10 protein-coding genes are annotated in these 17,880 nt (G+C 70.4%); 6 read left to right on the top strand and 4 right to left on the bottom strand.

The genetic code is table 11. The features are described 5' to 3' along the window. Positions 1-5: 5 nt before the first annotated feature. The gene (locus tag RM609_RS17340; RefSeq protein ID WP_311611897.1) at positions 6-854 is read left to right on the top strand and encodes a helix-turn-helix domain-containing protein; all 849 of its coding nucleotides are present in this window, start codon (positions 6-8) and stop codon (positions 852-854) included. 764 nt (positions 855-1,618) lie between these two features. On the opposite strand, the gene RM609_RS17335 is transcribed toward RM609_RS17340, so the two are convergent. Together RM609_RS17335 and RM609_RS17330 are read right to left on the bottom strand one after the other, a co-directional pair. After that, on the bottom strand, positions 1,619-2,731 hold the full coding sequence (locus RM609_RS17335; RefSeq protein WP_311611895.1) for a serine hydrolase domain-containing protein: 1,113 nt from the start codon (positions 2,729-2,731) through the stop codon (positions 1,619-1,621). A 24-nt stretch (positions 2,732-2,755) separates the two neighbouring features. After that, positions 2,756-3,421: a DUF4097 family beta strand repeat-containing protein gene (locus RM609_RS17330; RefSeq protein ID WP_311611894.1), complete on the bottom strand. Its 666-nt coding sequence runs from the start codon at positions 3,419-3,421 to the stop codon at positions 2,756-2,758. Positions 3,422-3,648: 227 nt separating this feature from the next. Between RM609_RS17330 and RM609_RS17325 the strand changes: the two genes are divergently transcribed. Next, positions 3,649-4,425 carry a helix-turn-helix domain-containing protein gene (locus RM609_RS17325; protein WP_311611892.1) on the top strand — a complete coding sequence of 259 codons (777 nt, stop codon included), beginning with the start codon at positions 3,649-3,651 and terminating at the stop codon, positions 4,423-4,425. Between the two features lie 51 nt (positions 4,426-4,476). On the opposite strand, the gene glgP is transcribed toward RM609_RS17325, so the two are convergent. Continuing rightward, positions 4,477-7,107 (bottom strand): alpha-glucan family phosphorylase, encoded by a 2,631-nt coding sequence (glgP, locus tag RM609_RS17320; RefSeq protein ID WP_311611891.1) that lies wholly within the window; start codon positions 7,105-7,107, stop codon positions 4,477-4,479. Positions 7,108-7,658: 551 nt separating this feature from the next. On the opposite strand from glgP, the gene RM609_RS17315 reads away from it, so the two are divergent. From RM609_RS17315 to glgB, 4 genes are all read left to right on the top strand, one after another. Next, positions 7,659-9,647 carry an alpha-1,4-glucan--maltose-1-phosphate maltosyltransferase gene (locus tag RM609_RS17315; protein ID WP_311611889.1) on the top strand — a complete coding sequence of 663 codons (1,989 nt, stop codon included), beginning with the start codon at positions 7,659-7,661 and terminating at the stop codon, positions 9,645-9,647. Further along, complete coding sequence (treS, locus tag RM609_RS17310) at positions 9,644-11,350, top strand: maltose alpha-D-glucosyltransferase (RefSeq protein WP_311611888.1); 1,707 nt, start codon at positions 9,644-9,646, stop codon at positions 11,348-11,350. The genes RM609_RS17315 and treS overlap by 4 nt, the downstream gene beginning before the upstream one ends. A gap of 210 nt (positions 11,351-11,560) precedes the next feature. Further along, entirely contained in the window at positions 11,561-13,006 is a 1,446-nt protein-coding gene (locus tag RM609_RS17305) for a maltokinase N-terminal cap-like domain-containing protein (protein ID WP_311611887.1), read from the top strand. Next, the gene (glgB, locus tag RM609_RS17300) at positions 13,003-15,303 is read left to right on the top strand and encodes a 1,4-alpha-glucan branching enzyme (RefSeq protein WP_311611886.1); all 2,301 of its coding nucleotides are present in this window, start codon (positions 13,003-13,005) and stop codon (positions 15,301-15,303) included. Before RM609_RS17305 ends, glgB begins: the two co-directional genes overlap by 4 nt. Positions 15,304-15,414: 111 nt before the next feature. Here glgB and RM609_RS17295 read toward each other — a convergent pair whose 3' ends face one another. Beyond that, positions 15,415-17,706, bottom strand: coding sequence for a M4 family metallopeptidase (locus tag RM609_RS17295; protein WP_311611884.1), 2,292 nt, complete (start codon positions 17,704-17,706; stop codon positions 15,415-15,417). Positions 17,707-17,880 lie beyond the last annotated feature (174 nt).

The raw sequence follows: 17,880 nt of genomic DNA, 5'->3' as shown, positions 1-17,880 counted from the left end.
CCCTCATGGCTGTCTCTCCCTCTTCAAGTGCCCAGCAGGCCCGGCAGGCCCTGGCGGACCGGCTCGCCGAGCTGTGCCGGGACGCCGGGCTGACCGGGCGTGATCTCGCCCGCCTGTGCGGCTGGCACCCGTCCAAGTCGTCACGGATCATGAGCGCCCGGACTCCTCCCTCCGCTGAGGACATCCGGGTGTGGTGCCGGGCGACCGGTGCGGAGGATCAGACAGCCGACCTGATCGCCTCGCTGCGTACTGCCGAGGGGATGTGGATCGGCTGGCGGCGCATGGAACGCACCGGGCTGAGGCAGGCGCAGGAAGCCCGGTTGCCGCTGTACGAGCGCACCCGCCGTTTCCGCGCGTACTCGCCCGGACTCGTACCGGGGTTGATCCAGACGCGTGACTACACCGAGGCCGTTTTGCGCGCTGTTCAGCGGCGCAGAGTGGTGGTGGACGATGTGGCGGAGGCGGTAGCCGCGCGGATGGAGCGGCAACGCGTGCTGCACGAGGGAAGCCGGCGGTTCGCCTTCCTGGTGGAGGAATCGGTCTTGCGCAACAGCCTCGGCGGCACCGACGTTCTCACCGATCAGCTCGGCCACCTGGCCGCAGTCGGCTTCCTGCCCAATGTCAGCCTGGGCATTGTGCCGGAACGGCGCCATCGCTCACGGATGCCGGTCGAAGGGTTCTGGATCTACGATGCGGCACAGGTCAACGTCGAGCTGGTGTCCGGCTATCTCACCATCACACAGCCGAGCGAAGTCGCCATGTACGCGGACACATTCGCCGAACTGGCCGGCATGGCCGTCTACGGGGCACAGGCGCGAGCGCTGATCGCAGCGGCCGTGGACGCGCTCCGGTAACCATCGTGCAATCTCGTAGAACCTCGTATGAGCCCAGGCCCCGCCGTTCCTAGCGTGGTGAGCACGCAAGCGGCGGAGATCGCCTACCCGCCCGCACTACTGGACCGCCCGTCCGGCCGCCTTGGCCGCGACGACGGGTCGGCCGGGCGGCCCCGCCGGACCACGAGCAAGGTTCTGCCCGGCATGGGGAGAGGAGCTGAGCACGGTGGGCCATCAAGAAGACACATCAATCCCATGCGGCCGGAAAGGATGTAACGGGACGAAGTCCGTCGTCTATGAGTACGACGAGTGGGAGAATTGCATCAGTCAGACTTCGTTCCCCTGTACCGAGTGTGGGGACCAGTGATCCATGTGCCAGTCGCGGGATCACCGTGACTGGCACGCCTTACATGGGAACACTGCCCCAACCATCTGAGTGAAAGCCCGTAAAACCGAGACGGTCAACTGACCGACAGGGAACGATGCCACCATGCTGGATCGCCCTCCGCTCATGCGCTGCAACCGGTGCCGCAACCCCTTGTGGTGGGATGTGACGCCAGGGCAGCCACCAGGTTGGTACTGCTCGGTGTGCAACGACCCGTCGGAGCGGAAGATCAATCAAGCTGCCGTGCCGCCACCGTGTCCCGCAGGGTGTCCTTCCCCGATCTTCGAGATCCGAGACGGTGTGAAGCGGCACATCTGCCACTGACGACCGGCGCGTGGGCCCACGACGCCCCGCCCTGGGGTACCGGGCGGGGCTCGTCGACTGGGGCGGCTCGGACTCGTCAGCCCGCAGCCTGTCCGTTGCAGAACACCGCCCTGACGAGCGCGTCCAGTGCCTTCGGGAACTCGGCCGCCGGGTTGATCGCCGCATCCCCCGTGTTCACCGAAGCGGTCAGCGTCCGGCTGCCGTCGGGCGTGCTGTACATGAGCGACCCGTAGCCCCCGGGCGGGCTGCCGTTGTGGTGGTAGACGGTGCCGTGGTCCTGGCCCAGGTCCTGGACGAACAGCCCGAGGCCGTAGTGGAAGTCGCCGCTCTTGGGGTGCGGTGTGCGCATCTCGTCCAGCAGCGGGGCCGGCAGGAGCCGGCCGCTCATCAGCGCGGAGAAGAACGTGTGGAGGTCCTCGGTGGTCGAGACCATGTCACCCGCGGCGGCCAGCAAAGAGAGGTTCTGGCGGGTGACGTCGACGACCTTCCACTCGCCGCCGTCCTGGTAGCGGTAGTAGCCGTGGGAGTGCGGCCCGGGCAGCTCCGTCCGGTTGCCCGGCACCAGGGTGCCGGGCAACCCGAGCGGTCGGAGGATCCGCCGCCGCATCTCCTCGGCGTACGAGCGACCCGTGAGCTTCTCGATCAGTAGCTGGGCCAGCGTGTAGTTGGTGTTGGAGTAACTCCAGTCCGTCCCCGGCTCGAATCGCGCCGGCTTGGACAGCGCCAGCCGTACCAGCTCCTCCGGCCGGTAGGAGCGGAACCGGTCCTCCACCCACTCCTTGCCCGTGGCGGGTATCCCCAGCACGATCGTCCCGTCGGGGTAGTACTCGCCGGTGTAGCTGAACAACCCGCTGGTGTGTTGCAGCAGCATCCGCACGGTGATCCGCCGGTCCAGCCCGAGCTCGGGCAGGTGGTCGGCCACCGAGGCGTCCAGACCGATCCTGTCCTCGGCCACGAGCTGAAGCACCAGGGTCGCGGTGAAGGTCTTGGTGGAACTGCCGATCCAGAACGAGCCGTTCACCGGCGGCTTGGCGGTCTCGCCCAGCTTGCGCACCCCGGCGCTGCCGGCCCACTCGCCCCGTTCGTCGTGCACGCGCATCTGCACCCCGGCGAAACCGGCATCGACGAACTCCTGGATGGCCTTCTGCAACTCCGGGCGATCCTGCCCGGCAGTGATCTTGCTGGTCATGATGGGCGTCCCTTTCCGTAGGTTTTAGAGGCTGCGGGCGGTGATGTCGCCCTGAGACGTGGTCGCGCGGATGTCCAGGACGACGGTGCCGTCGTTCTTGAGGGAGTTGCTGATGCGGCCGTGGTGGGTGTGGGCGTCCAGGGCGGCCGAGGTGTCGGTGGCGGCGCCGACCGAGATGCTGCCGGACTGGGTGCGGAGCACGACCGTGCCGCGCACGGCTTCGGCGATCCGGATGTCGCCCCGGTTGGTGCTGATCTCCGCGGGGCCGTTGAGCCGGCCGACCTCGACGTCGCCGTCGACCGCGGTGAGGTGGAGGCTCGCGGCCTCGTCGATCTTGATCTGGCGGTACGCGCCCTCGAAGGTGACGTCGCCGAGCCGTCCGACGCCCCGGAGTTCCACGCAGTCGGTCTTCGCGTCGACGCGGGAGCCGGCGGGCAGCTGGACCGTGACCTCGATGGATCCGGAGGGGCCGAAGTACTGGTTCTTCGTCGCCCGGGTCTCGATCCGCAGGACGCCGTCGACGAAGGCGACCTCGGTCTGCTCCGCCGCCTTCACGTCGCGGCTCTTGGAGGCGGTCGCGGGCAGGACCTCGACCGTGGTGACGGCCCGGTCGGCGGCGATGAACTGCACGCGCCCGGCGGGGATGTCGAGGACGGCGGCGATCGGGGCGGGGGTGTCGAACTTCTGCATCGTGCGCTCCTTGAACTCGTTGTTTCCGATGAGGGAAAAGCTACGTTGCGTTCAAGGATCTGGCAACGACTGCGTTGCGTAGTGGCGGTATCTTCGCAGGTCAAGCCATCAATTTCGTTGCAACGGTTTTGAATCTAACGCAACAACAGACATCCCCGTCCGTTGCAATGGATTGAAAGTGAACGCTATGCTGGAGCCATCACGGACGGACCACGAAGGAGACCCCGATGCCCGGCGGCAGACTCACCCAGCAGGAACGCCAGCAGATCGCGCTGGGGGTGGCCGACGGGCTCGCCTACGCGGAGATCGCCAGGCGTCTCGACCGTCCCACCTCGACCGTCACGCGCGAGGTGATGCGCAACGGCGGCCCCACCGCCTACCGCGCCGACCTGGCCCATCGCGCCACCGAGCGCCGCGCCCACCGGCGCAGGCAGGCCGCGCCCCGAGGGGCGGAGGTGCCGCCGCAGGCCCATGGACGCGATACCGAAGCGGTGCGCGAGTACGAGGAGGCGTTCACGACCCTGCTCATGCAACAGGGCCTGCCCAAGATGGTGTCCCGCGTGCTGACCTGCCTCTACACCACCGACGCGGGCAGCCTCACCGCGTCCGAACTCGCCCAGCGCCTCCAGGTCAGCCCCGCGTCCGTCTCCAAGGCGGTGGCGCTCCTCGACAGTCAGGGCCTCATCCGCCGGGAACGCGACGAGCGCCGTCGCGAGCGCTACCTCGTCGACAACGACGTCTTCTATACGGGGATGATCGCGGCCGCCCGCTCCAACGCCCTGCTCGCCGAGACCGCACGGCAGGGCGTCGGCATCCTCGGCCGCGACACTCAAGCCGGCGTCCGCCTTGAGAACATCGCCCGCTTCGTCGACTTCGTCAGCGAGAACATGGCCCGCGCCGCTGAGCAGGCCCGCGAGATTCTCTACATGAAGCCTGAAACGATCGAGGGCAGCGCTGTCGAGCAGCCGCAGCCGGCGGGGCCCGCGCCGGATCCTTCAAGCTGATCCGACCAGCCCCCACCGGCCCGCCCCACCCGGCAGCGCGCCCCCCCGCGCCTACCGCATCAGCACCCCCGCCGCCTCACCCGCCCCCTCCGACGACGGCATCGCCACCAGCCCCAGCTCAGCCCCATCGGCCAGCAACCGGTGCGCGGGCAGGATCCGCACGGTGTACCCGAACGGCCCGGTCCGGTCCAGCGTCAGCGGACCCTCGTACAGGCGCCGCCCGTCCAGTCCCACCGCACCCGTCGCCTTCAGCGGGAACGCCGCCGCCTGGGACAGCCGGTCGGCCGAGTCCACACGGCCCGCGACGGCCTGCACCTCGACGTCCGAGGGGTCGAGCTCGCCCAGGGTCACGCTCACCCGCAGCGAGACCGTGGAGCCCAGCTCGGCCGTGCCGTTCAGCGGGCCGTCCGAGACGGCCTCCACATGGTCCACGGCGACGGCCGGCCACGCCGCCCGCACCCGTGCCTTCCACGCGGCCAGCTCCCGCGCGGCGATCGCGTCCAGGGACCGGTGGGCCTCGGCCGCGGGCGCGTAGAGCCGCTCGACGTACTCGCGGACCATCCGCCCGGCGAGCACCTTCGGCCCGAGCGTCGCCAGCGTGCGCCGGACCATCTCGATCCAGCGGCCCGGCAGTCCGCCCGCCGCCCGGTCGTAGAAGCGCGGGGCCACCCGCTGGGCCAGCAGGTCGTAGAGAGCGGCCGCCTCCAGGTCGTCGCGGCGGTCGTCGTCCATGGCCGCGCCGTCGGCGGTGGGGATGGCCCAGCCGAAGTCCGGCTCGTACCACTCGTCCCACCAGCCGTCCAGAACGGAGAGATTGAGACAGCCGTTCAACGCCGCCTTCATCCCGGACGTACCACAGGCCTCCAACGGCCGCAGGGGGTTGTTCAGCCAGACATCGCAGCCGGGATAGAGCTTCTGGGCCATCGCCATGCCGTAGTCCGGCAGGAAGACGAGGCGATGGCGTACGCGCGGGTCGTCGGCGAAGCGGACGAGCTCCTGCACCAGCCGCTTGCCGCTGTCGTCCGCCGGGTGCGCCTTGCCCGCGACGACGATCTGCACCGGCCGCTCCGGGTGGAGCAGCAGTTCGGTCAGCCGCTCGCGGTCGCGCAGCATCAGCGTCAGCCGCTTGTACGACGGCACGCGCCGGGCGAAGCCGATGGTGAGGACGTCCGGGTCGAGCACCCCGTCGATCCATCCCAGCTCGGCCGTCCCGGCGCCGCGCTCCCGCCAGGAGGCCCGCAGCCGCTCCCGCACCTCCTCCACCAGCTGTTCGCGCAGGGTGCGCCGCAGCTCCCAGACGGCGGCGTCGGAGATGTCGGCGACGGTGTCCCAGCGCTGGGAGCCGCCGACGGCCAGGGCGTCCTCGGCGCGCCCGGCGCCGATCTGCCGGGCGCCGAGCCGGAAGACCTCGGGGGCCACCCAGGTGGGGGCGTGCACCCCGTTGGTGACCGACGTGATGGGCACTTCCTCCGGGTCGAAGCCGGGCCACAGCCCGGCGAACATCTCCCGGCTGACCTTGCCGTGCAGCGTGGAGACGCCATTGGCGCGCTGGGCCAGCCGCAGGCCCATCACGGCCATGTTGAAGAGGTTGGGCTCCCCGCCGGGATAGTCCTCCCGGCCCAGCGCCAGGACCCGTTCGACGTCGATGCCGGGCAGCTCCGCGCCGTCCGCGAAGTGCCGGGCGACGAGCGCGGCCTCGAAACGGTCGATGCCGGCGGGCACGGGGGTGTGGGTGGTGAAGACCGCGCCGGCGCGGACGCACTCCAGCGCCGCGTCGAAGTCGGCGCCCTGCTCGGCCAGTTCACGGATCCGTTCCAGCCCCAGGAAGCCCGCGTGCCCCTCGTTGGTGTGGAAGACCTCCGGCTCGGGGTGCCCGGTGATCCGGCAGTACGCCCTTACGGCGCGCACCCCGCCGATGCCCAGCAGCATCTCCTGGAGCAGCCGGTGCTCGCTGCCACCGCCGTAGAGCCGGTCGGTCACCTCCCGTTCCCCGGAGCCGTTGTCCTCCACGTCCGAGTCGAGGAGCAGCAGCGGCACCCGGCCGACCTGGGCCTGCCAGACGTATGCGTGCAGACAGCGGCCGCCGGGCAGGGCGAGGGTGACCCGGGTGGGGGTGCCGTCGGGCTCGCGGAGCAGGGACAGCGGGAGCTCGTTGGGGTCGAGCAGGGGATAGTGCTCCTGCTGCCAGCCCTCGCGGGAGAGCGACTGACGGAAATAGCCGTGGCGGTAGAGGAGTCCGACGCCGATGAGGGGAACGCCCAGGTCGCTCGCGGACTTCAGATGGTCGCCGGCGAGGATGCCCAAGCCCCCGCTGTACTGGGGGAGGGCGGCGGTGATGCCGAACTCGGGGGAGAAATAGGCGACGGCGGCCGGCAGCCCGGCGGGCTGGTCCTGGTACCAGCGCCGGCCGGTGACGTAGTCGTGGAGATCGTCGGCGGCCGCCGCCAGCCGCCGCCGGAACCGGCGGTCCTCGGCCAGGGCGGCCAGCCGGTCGGCGGAGACGGAACCCAGCAGCCGCAGCGGGTCGCCCCCGGCGGCCCGCCAGCCCTCGGGGTCGACGGACTGGAACAGTTCGCGGGTCTCGGGGTGCCAGGACCAGCGCAGATTGCGCGCCAGTTCGCTGAGCGGTCGTAGGGGTTCCGGAAGGACGGGACGCACGCTGAATCGACGAATGGCCTTCACGGATTCGACGGTAGCGGCAGGCGTCGGCACGGGAGGGGGCAATGGACCGGTTCCACCGCACCGGGGCGAGCCCGCGCGCAGACCGACTGATGTCTTCGCACTAGGCGATAAGTACTAGGCGGATTTACGTCTCGCGTACAGCAGCACTGTCCAAGGCCAAAAGCCGCTACGGCCTTCGAAGGCCTTGCCCGGTGCCCGTTCCCCCGTCCGGCCCTCAACGGCGCCGTTTCGCCACATTGCACGCGATCGGACCATCGAGCAGACTCCCTACGGGTGACGGGGGAACGGCCGCCCTCCGTGCGCGGGGTCAGGGGAACTACGCACGAGTAGTTCATACAGTCCGGGCATGCCCGGGCGGACCCGGTGGGAAAGCTCACCCGGTGTACCGGGACGACCGTCCGTCGCCCTGCTGACGGCCGCCGTCCCTTCTTCCGCCCGCCCGAGTGAACGCGGACAGGAGCAGCCATGCCCGCACCCTCCCGACCGCCGACGGACCAGATAGAACAGACGGAACCCTCGCCCAAGACCCCTGAGACTCTCCAGGTGATCCCATGATCGGTCGCATCCCCGTCCTGGACCCCGGCCCGCTCGTCGACTGCGGCCGAAGGCCCGTCAAGGCCGTGGTGGGCGAGGAGTTCGAGGTCTCCGCCACGGTCTTCCGGGAAGGGCACGACGCGGTCGGGGCGAACGTGGTGCTGCGCGGGCCCGCCGGCCGGTGCGGCCCCTGGACGCCGATGCGGGAGCTGGCCCCGGGCACCGACCGCTGGGGGGCGGCGGTCACCCCGGACGCGACGGGCCGCTGGACCTACGCGGTCGAGGCCTGGAGCGATCCGGTCACCACCTGGCGCGAGCACGCCTCCATCAAGATCCCGGCGGGCATCGACACCGAGCTGGTCCTGGAGGAGGGCGCCCGGCTCCATGAGCGGGCGGCCTCGGGCGTCCCCAAGAACGACGGCAGGGAGGCCGTGCTGGCCGCCGTCGACGCCCTGCGCGACGCCTCGCGCCCGGCCGCGGCCCGGCTCGCCGCCGCCCTGACCCCCGAGGCCGTGGCCGCCCTGGCCCGCCATCCACTGCGGGAGCTGGTCACCAGCTCCCGCCCGGTGCCGGTGCTGGTGGAGCGGGAACGGGCCCTCTTCGGCTCCTGGTACGAGATGTTCCCCCGCTCGGAGGGCGCCCGGCTGATTCCCGGCCAGCCGCCCCGGAGCGGCACCTTCCGCACGGCGGCCCGCCGTCTCCCCGCCATCGCGGCGATGGGCTTCGACGTCGTCTACCTCCCCCCGGTCCACCCCATCGGCACCACCCACCGCAAGGGCCCCAATAACGCGCTGAGCGCGGGCTCTTACGATGTGGGCAGCCCCTGGGCCATCGGCTCCCCGGAGGGCGGTCACGACGCGATCCACCCCGATCTGGGCACGCTGGAGGACTTCGACCACTTCGTCAGCCGGGCGCACGACCTGCGCCTGGAAGTGGCCCTCGACTTCGCCCTCCAGTGCTCCCCGGACCACCCCTGGGTCGGCAAGCACCCCGAGTGGTTCCACCACCGCGCGGACGGCTCCGTCGCGTACGCCGAGAACCCGCCGAAGAAGTACCAGGACATCTACCCCCTGGCCTTCGACGCGGATTTCGACGGCCTGGTCACCGAAACACTCCGGATCCTGCGCTTCTGGATGGCCCACGACGTACGGATCTTCCGCGTCGACAATCCCCACACCAAACCGGTCGTCTTCTGGGAAAAGGTGATCTCCGAGATCGGCCGCACCGACCCGGACGTGATCTTCCTTGCCGAGGCCTTCACCCGGCCCGCGATGATGGGCACCCTCGGGGCGATCGGCTTCCAGCAGTCGTACACGTACTTCACCTGGCGCAACACCAAACAGGAACTCACCGACTATCTGACCGAGCTGTCGGGCCCCTCCGCCGCGCATATGCGCCCCAACCTCTTCGTCAACACCCCGGACATCCTCCACGCGTACCTCCAGGAGGGCGGCCGCCCGGCCTTCGAGGCGCGTGCGATCCTGGCCGCGACGCTGGCCCCCACCTGGGGGATGTACGCCGGCTATGAACTCTGCGAGAACCTCCCGGCCCATGTGGGCAGCGAGGAGTACCTGAACTCGGAGAAGTACGAACTCCGCCCCAGGGACTGGGAGTCCGCGGAGCGCGAGGGGCGGAGCATCGCCCCCCTGATCACCACGCTCAACCGGCTCAGAAGGCGCCACCCGGCCCTCCGGCACCTCCGCAATCTGCGGTTCCACCACGCGGACAACGACGCGGTCATCGCCTACTCCAAGCGCTCGGGCCCCTCCTGCGTCCTCACGGTCGTCAACCTCGACCCCCACCACACCCAGGAGGCCACGGTCTCGTTGGACATGCCGGAGCTCGGCCTCGGCTGGCACGAGACCGCCCCGGTGCGCGATGAGCTCACCGGGGAGACCTATCACTGGGGCAGGGACAACTATGTGCGCCTGGAGCCGGGCCGCCCGCCCGCGCACGTGTTCTCGCTGCGACCGTCCTCTCAGATCGGAGGGTCACCCACACCATGATCGTCAATGAGCCCGTCCAGGACACCTTCGAGGACACTCCGGCCAAGGATCTGGATCCCGACTGGTTCAAGCGGGCCGTCTTCTACGAAGTACTCGTCCGCTCGTTCCAGGACAGCGACGGCGACGGCATCGGCGACCTCAAGGGACTGACCGCGAAACTGGACTATCTCCAGTGGCTCGGCGTCGACTGCCTGTGGCTCCCGCCGTTCTTCCAGTCACCGCTCCGGGACGGCGGTTACGACGTCTCCGACTACACCGCGGTGCTGCCGGAATTCGGCGACCTGGCCGACTTCGTCGAGTTCGTGGACGCGGCCCACACCCGCGGTATGCGCGTGGTCATCGACTTCGTCATGAACCATACGAGCGATCAGCACGACTGGTTCCAGCAGTCCCGCACCGACCCCGACGGCCCCTACGGCGACTACTACGTCTGGGCGGACGACGACAAGCAGTACCAGGGCGCGCGGATCATCTTCGTGGACACGGAGACGTCGAACTGGACCTTCGACCCGGTGCGAAAGCAGTATTACTGGCACCGGTTCTTCTCCCACCAGCCGGACCTCAACTACGAGAACCCGGCCGTCCAGGAGGAGATCCTGGCCGCCCTCCGCTTCTGGCTGGACCTGGGCATCGACGGCTTCCGCCTGGACGCGGTCCCGTATCTCTTCGCCGAAGAGGGCACGAACTGCGAGAACCTCCCCCGGACCCACGAATTCCTCAAGCGCGTCCGCGCGGAGATCGACGACCACTACCCGGACACGGTCGTGCTGGCCGAGGCCAATCAGTGGCCGGAGGACGTGGTCGACTACTTCGGCTCGTACGAGAACGGCGGGGACGAATGCCATATGGCATTCCACTTCCCGGTCATGCCGCGCATCTTCATGGCCGTCCGCCGCGAGTCCCGCTACCCGGTCTCGGAAATCCTGGCGAAGACCCCGGAGATCCCGTCCCGCTGCCAGTGGGGCATCTTCCTCCGCAACCACGACGAGCTCACGCTCGAGATGGTGACGGACGAAGAGCGCGACTACATGTGGGCGGAGTACGCCAAGGATCCCCGCATGCGGGCGAACATCGGCATCCGCCGCCGCCTGGCGCCCCTGCTCGACAACGACCGAAACCAGATCGAACTCTTCACAGCCCTCCTCCTCTCGCTCCCGGGCAGCCCGATCCTCTACTACGGGGACGAGATCGGCATGGGGGACAACATCTGGCTGGGAGACCGGGACGCGGTCCGAACCCCCATGCAATGGACCCCCGACCGCAACGCGGGCTTCTCCTCCTGCGACCCGGGAAGGCTGTACCTCCCCACGATCATGGACCCGGTCTACGGCTACCAGGTCACGAACGTGGAAGCGGCGATGAGCAGTCCATCGTCACTCCTCCACTGGACCCGCCGAATGATCGAGATCCGCAAGCAGAACCCGGCATTCGGCCTGGGCTCGTACACGGAACTCCCGTCCAGCAACCCAGCGGTACTCGCCTTCCTCCGCGAACACGGCGACGACCTGGTCCTCTGCGTGAACAACTTCTCACGGTTCGCACAGCCGACCGAGCTGGACCTACGGGCATTCAGCGGCCGCCACCCAGTAGAGCTGATCGGCGGGGTCCGCTTCCCGGCGATCGGAGAACTCCCGTACCTGCTCACCCTGGCGGGCCACGGCTTCTACTGGTTCCGGCTGCGCCGCACGGCCCCGAGCACCTGACACCGGTTTCCCCACCCCCGGGAGGGGCAGGCGAACCGACGGGAGGGGCAGGGGTCGGTCCCACCCCGGCCCCGCACCACCCCGCAAGCGAAAAGCGCAAGCGCAACCGGACGATTCCCCCCGACACGTCCCGCACCACACCCTGGCCGAAGCCGTCATCCGGGACACTTTGCCCCATCCGTCGTGTGCCCCGGGGAAAGGACGCGACGCATGTCGGAAGCCGCACCGCTGCTCGCCTCGCTCGCCCCCCTGCTCACGGAATGGCTGCCCAGGCAGCGCTGGTTCGCCGGCAAGGGCCGTCCCATCGACGGCTTCACGCTCGTCGCGGCGACGGAGATCCTCCCCAAGTCGCCCACCGCCACCGCCACCACCCCGGGCCTCCTCCACCTCCTCGTACGGGCTCGCCAGCCCACCCAGGACGGCACCACCCACCCCACCGTCACCGACGACTGCTACCAACTGCTGCTGGGCGTCCAGGACGTCCTCCCGCCCCAGCTCGCCCCCGCCCGCATCGGCCGCCCGGCGGGCGGCCCCCTGCACGGCCGCACCGTCTACGAGGGCCTGGCCGACCCCCGCCTCGCGGCGCTCCTTCTGGAGCGGCTGAGGGTCCCGGGCCGCCTGGGCCCCCTCCGCTTCAGCCGCGAACCGGAGGCGAAGATCCCACCGGACCTGACGCCCCGCCTCCTGGGGGCCGAGCAGTCCAACTCCTCGGCGGTATACGGCGAAACGTATATCCTCAAGCTCTTCCGTCGCGTGGGCCCCGGCACCAACCCCGATCTCGAACTGCCGCGCGCACTGGCGAAGACCGGATGCGCTCGCGTCCCGGCACCGGCGGCCTGGTTCGAGGCGGAGCTCCACGGCGCGATGCCCATGACCCTGGGCGTGCTGCAACCCTTCCTGGCCGGCTCCGCCGACGGCTGGCAGCTGGCGCTGGGCGCCCTCTCCGTCCAGGCCGACTTCACCGCCTCCGCGCGCGCCCTCGGCCACGCCGTCGCCGAGGTGCACCTCGCCCTGGCCGAGGCACTGCCCACGGTCGTCCTGCGCCGCCCCCAGCTGGAGCGGCTCGCGGAGGTGATGACCCGGCGCCTGGACGCGGCGGCCGAGGCCGTCCCGGCCCTGCGCCCGTACCGGTGGGCGCTGGGCGAGGCCTACGACGAGCTGGCGGCGCTGGGCCGGGACGGGCACACCCGCCGGGCCCAGCGCGTCCACGGCGATCTCCACCTGGGGCAGGCGCTGCGCACCGCCGCCGACGGCCGCTGGTCGCTCATCGACTTCGAGGGGGAGCCGGCCCGCCCGCTGCCGGAACGGTGCCGTCCGCAGCCGGTCGCGCAGGACATCGCGGGGATGCTGCGTTCGTTCGACTACGCGGCGGCGGTGGGCCGCGCGGCCGGCACCGACTGGGCCGAGCGCTCCCGGGCGGCGTTCTGCGAGGGCTATGCGACCGTCCACCAGGACCCGCGCGAGGATCCCCTGCTGCTGCGGGCGCACGAGACGGACAAGGCCGTCTACGAGGTGCTCTACGAGGCCCGGCACCGCCCCGACTGGCTGTCCGTGCCGATGTCCGCGATCCACCGCCTGGCCGGAGGCCACCGTGCGACCGGCGTTCACGCCGGCTTGACCCGTCCGCCCCGTACGCCCCCGGAGGACCACCTGTGACCGCACGACCGCCGATCCCGGCAACGTTCCTACGAGCGCCGACGCCCACCCAAAACACACCTGCACCCACCAAGAACGCACCCTCCGGCAAGGGAAACGGAATCCGCCCCGCACCACCCCTCGACGCCCCCACCCGCGACCGCCTCCTCCACGGCGCCCACCACGACCCGCACGGCGTGCTGGGCGCGCACCACGTGCCCGGCGGGATCGTCGTGCGCGCCCTGCGCCCGTGGGCGAAGGGCGTGGCGGTCGTCGCGAAGGGCCTGCGCGCGGAGCTCCTCGACGAGGGCGACGGCCTGTTCGCCGCGACCCTCCCTCTCCACAGGATCCCGCCCGACTACCGTCTCCTCGTCACCTACGAGGACACGGAGCTGACGCTCGACGACCCGTACCGTTTCCTGCCCGCGCTGGGGGAGCTGGATCTCCACCTCATCGGGGAGGGCCGGCACGAGGAGCTGTGGCAGGCGCTGGGCGCCCGCCCGATGACGCACCAGGACGTGGCGGGCACCCGGTTCACGGTGTGGGCGCCGAACGCCCAGGGCGTCTGCGTCGTGGGCGACTTCAACGTATGGGACAGCACGGTCCACCCGATGCGCTCGCTGGGCGGCGCGGGGGTGTGGGAGGTGTTCCTCCCGGGCGTCGGCGAGGGCGCGCTGTACAAGTTCGAGATCACCCGCCCTGACGGCTCGCGCACGCTGCGCGCGGACCCGATGGCGCGGCGCGCCGAGGTGCCGCCCGCGAACGCGTCGATCGTGGACGCGTCGCACCACGTGTGGCGGGACGCCGACTGGATGGCGCGGCGCGGGGCGCGTCCCGTCCACGAGGCGCCGTTCTCGGTGTACGAAGTACACCTCGCGTCCTGGCGACCGGGGCTGACGTACCGGCAACTGGCCGATCAACTCCCCGCCTACGTCAAGGACCTCGGCTTCACGCACGTGGAGCTGATGCCGGTGGCAGAGCACCCCTTCGGCGGCTCGTGGGGTTACCAGGTCACCGGCTTCTACGCCCCCACGGCCCGCCTCGGTACCCCCGACGACTTCAAGCACCTCGTCGACGCCCTCCACCGGGCCGGCATCGGCGTGATCATGGACTGGGTGCCGGCGCACTTCCCGAGGGACGACTGGGCGCTGGCGGAGTTCGACGGGCGGCCGCTGTACGAGCACCAGGACCCGGTCCGGGCCTCCCACCCCGACTGGGGGACGCTGGAGTTCGACTACGGCCGCAAGGAGGTGCGCAACTTCCTGGTGGCGAACGCGGTCTACTGGTGCGAGGAGTTCCACATCGACGGGCTGCGCGTGGACGCCGTCGCCTCCATGCTCTACCTCGACTACTCGCGCGAGGCGGGCCAGTGGACGCCGAACGAGCACGGCGGCCGCGAGAACCTCGACGCGGTGGCCTTCCTCCAGGAGATGAACGCGACGGTCTACCGACGCTGTCCGGGCGTCGTGACCATCGCCGAGGAGTCCACCGCCTGGGACGGCGTCACGCGCGCCACCCACCACACGGGCCCCGGCGGCTTCGGCGGGCTGGGCTTCGGCCTGAAGTGGAACATGGGGTGGATGCACGACTCGCTGGAGTACATGACGAAGGAGCCGGTGCACCGCAAGTACCACCACGGCGACATGACCTTCGCGATGGTCTACGCGTACAGCGAGAACTACGTCCTGCCGATCTCGCACGACGAGGTGGTGCACGGCAAGCGCTCGCTGGTCTCCAAGATGCCGGGCGACTGGTGGCAGCAGCGCGCGAACCACCGGGCGTTCCTCGGCTTCATGTGGGCCCATCCGGGCAAGCAACTCCTCTTCATGGGGCAGGAGTTCGCGCAGGGGGCGGAGTGGTCCGAGGCCCACGGCCCCGACTGGTGGCTGCTGGATCCCTCGTACTCCGCCGAGCCCGACCACCGGGGCGTACGGGATCTGGTCCGCGACCTCAACACCCGCTACCGGGCGACACCGGCGCTGTGGCAGCGGGACATCGTGCCCGAGGGCTTCGAATGGATCGTCGGCGACGCGGCGGACGACAACGTCCTGGCGTTCGCCCGCTACGACGCGCAGGGCCGGCCGCTGCTGGCGGTCTGCAACTTCTCCCCGGTGGTGCGGCACGGCTACCGGCTGGGGGTACCGGCCGGGGAGCCGGTGTGGCAGGAGGCCCTCAACACCGACGCCTCCGGCTACGGCGGCAGCGGCGTCGGCAACCCGGACCCGCTGAAGGCGGAGCCGACGGCGTGGCACGGGCGCCGGTCGAGCGTGGCGGCGGTGCTGCCGCCGCTGGCGACGGTGTGGCTGCGGCCGGGGTAGGACGGATCGGGGCAGGACGGATCGGGGGCGCGCCGCGCATGAGTAAGGCGCCGTCCGGGGGAGTCGGAGCTCACCCCGGACGGCGCCTGGTCGGTGGCAGGCGGCCGGAGGCTAGAAGCTGAGCTTCCAGCTGTTGACGGTGCCCTCGTCATTGGCGTACAGGTCCTGGACCTGGAGCTTCCAGGTGCCGGTGGCCGGGACGGCGGACGCGTCGACCGTGTAGGTCTCCTTGATGTCCGCCGCGGAGTCCCACGAGTCGGCGTCCTTCAGACGCCACGACTTGCCGTTGGGGGCGACCAGGTCGATCTGGACGTCGCCGCGGTAGGTGTGGGTGATGTTGACGTCGACCTTCAGTGCCGAGGAGCCGTTGCCGCTGCGGGTCACGACGATCGGCGAGGTCACGGCCGGGCCCGCGTCCGGGATGGCCACGGGGGTGGTGTTCTCGAAGACGCTGCCGCCGCCCGAGGTGTTCACGGTCCACTTGAAGGAGGCGGTGCCGGTCTTGCCGCCCGCGTCCTTGACCGTCACCGTCACATTGCTGGAGCCGGTGGTGGTCGGGGTGCCGGAGATCAGCCCGGTCGAGGAGTTGATCGTCAGGCCGGCGGGCAGGCCGGTGGCCGAGTAGGTCAGGGCGCCCGTGGTGGAGCTGGACGCCTTGATCTGGAGGGAGACGGCCGTGTTCACGATGGACGTCTGGTCGCCGGGGGCGGTGACGGAGACCCCGGTGGAGAGCCGGCTGCCGACGTTGATGGCCGCCCAGGCGTTGGCGGCGTTGTTGTACGTCTCGCTGCCGACGCCGAAGAGCTCACCGGCGGCCCAGAGTGTGGCGTCGCGCGCGCCCGCGTAGTCGGTGTTGGACTGCATGCGCTGGGACAGCGCCTTGAACCAGATCTTCGCGGCGTTGTCCCGGCCGATGCCGGTGACCGGCTGCCCGTCGGAGGTGGGGCTGTCGTAGTGCACGCCGTTGATGTCCTTGGGGCCGCTGCCCTCGGACGCCAGGTAGAACCAGTGGTTGGCCGGGCCCGACGAGTAGTGGACGTCGAGGCCGCCCAGGCCGGAGTACCACGCGTCCTTGGACCGGCCGTCGCGGCTGGGCTTGTCCTGGTAGCGCAGCGGGGTGCCGTTGCCGTTGATGTCGATCTTCTCGCCGATGAGGTAGTCACCCGGGTCGCTGGGGTTGTTCGCCCAGAACTCCACGGCGGTGGCCATGATGTCCGAGGTGGCCTCGTTCAGGCCGCCGGACTCCCCGCTGTAGGTGAGGTTGGCGGTGGCGGCGGTGACGCCGTGCGTCATCTCGTGCGCGGCCACGTCGATCGCGGTCAGCGGCTTGGCGTTGCCCGAGCCGTCGCCGTAGGTCATGCAGAAGCAGGCGTCGGACCAGAAGGCGTTCACATAGCTGTTGCCGTAGTGGACGCGGCTGTACGCGCCCTGGCCGTCGCCCTTGATGCCGGTGCGCCCGTGGACGTTCTTGTAGTAGTCCCAGGTGAGCTGCGCGCCGTACGCGGCGTCCACGCCCGCCGTGGCCGGGTCGTTGTTGGTGCCGTTGCCCCAGACGTCGCTGGAGTTGGTGAACAGCGTGCCGGTGCCGGACGAGCCGTGGTTGAGGTTGTACGTCTTGTGGCCGCCCCGGGTGGTGTCGGTGAGCTGGTACGAGCCCGCCGAGCCGGAGGTGCCGATGGTGACCTGGCCGCTGTACTGGCTGTTGCCGGTGCCCTGCTTGACGCCCTGGAACTCGAAGAGCTTCTTGCCGCTCTTCGCGTCGGTGATGACGTGCAGCTCGTTGGGCGTGCCGTCCTCCTGGAGGCCGCCGACGACCGTCTCGTAGGCCAGCACGGGGGTGCCGTCGGCGGCCCAGATCACCTTGCGCGGGGCGTGGTCGGCCTTGGTGTCCTTCGAGCCCTTCGCCTGGGCGGACTTGACGGCGTCCTTCTCGGCGGTGGCGGCCGCGAACGAGGGCGCGGTCGTGGCGACGGCCAGCTTCGCCTTGTTCGCCTTGGCGACGGACTTGACGGTGCCGCCCTTGGCCGCGTCGACGACGAGGTCGCCGCCGAGGACGGGCAGGCCCTCGTAGGTGCGCTCGTAGCGGGTGTGCACGGTGCCGTCGGCGTCCTTGGTGACGTCGCGGACGACCAGCTGCTCCTTGGCGCCGAGGCCCAGCTTCTTCGCGGTCTGCGCCGTGGTGGCGCTGGCCTCGCGGATCAGTTCCGCGCGCTGGGAGGGGGTGAGTCTGGCCGGCTGGGCGCCGGGGGCGGCCTTGGCGATGATCTGCCGGGGCTGACCGGTGGCGGCCGAGTCGTCGGTGCGTGCGTTGGCGGTGCCCGTCTGGGCCCCGACGGCGAGCATCGCCGTGACGGCGACGAGCGCGCCGGTGGCGACGGCGCGGCGATGGGGGGTGGGTCTCACTCTGACTCCTTCTGCGGGGCCACCACGGGGTGGGTGGGCCGATGGAACGCCGGACGGCGAACGGGCCGTCCGGGCGGAGCGCGGCAGAACACGTGGAGAGAGGGGGGAGATCGCCGTCGCGGAGGGGTGGGGATGTGGGGGTGCTCCGCGCCAGTTGAGGTGAAGAGTGCCACC

It is taken from the genome of Streptomyces hesseae, assembly GCF_031845785.1.
GTDB lineage: Bacteria > Actinomycetota > Actinomycetes > Streptomycetales > Streptomycetaceae > Streptomyces > Streptomyces hesseae.
The sequence above is the reverse complement of the archived record's forward strand: the minus strand, read 5'-3'. Positions and strand labels throughout refer to the sequence as shown.

Coding starts and splice junctions, on each gene's coding strand:
- RM609_RS17315 (WP_311611889.1), top strand. CDS start 7,659: ATGATCGGTCGCATCCCCGTCCTGGACCCCGGCCCGCTCGTCGACTGC.
- RM609_RS17325 (WP_311611892.1), top strand. CDS start 3,649: ATGCCCGGCGGCAGACTCACCCAGCAGGAACGCCAGCAGATCGCGCTG.
- RM609_RS17340 (WP_311611897.1), top strand. CDS start 6: ATGGCTGTCTCTCCCTCTTCAAGTGCCCAGCAGGCCCGGCAGGCCCTG.
- RM609_RS17330 (WP_311611894.1), bottom strand. CDS start 3,421: ATGCAGAAGTTCGACACCCCCGCCCCGATCGCCGCCGTCCTCGACATC.
- RM609_RS17335 (WP_311611895.1), bottom strand. CDS start 2,731: ATGACCAGCAAGATCACTGCCGGGCAGGATCGCCCGGAGTTGCAGAAG.
- treS (WP_311611888.1), top strand. CDS start 9,644: ATGATCGTCAATGAGCCCGTCCAGGACACCTTCGAGGACACTCCGGCC.
- RM609_RS17305 (WP_311611887.1), top strand. CDS start 11,561: ATGTCGGAAGCCGCACCGCTGCTCGCCTCGCTCGCCCCCCTGCTCACG.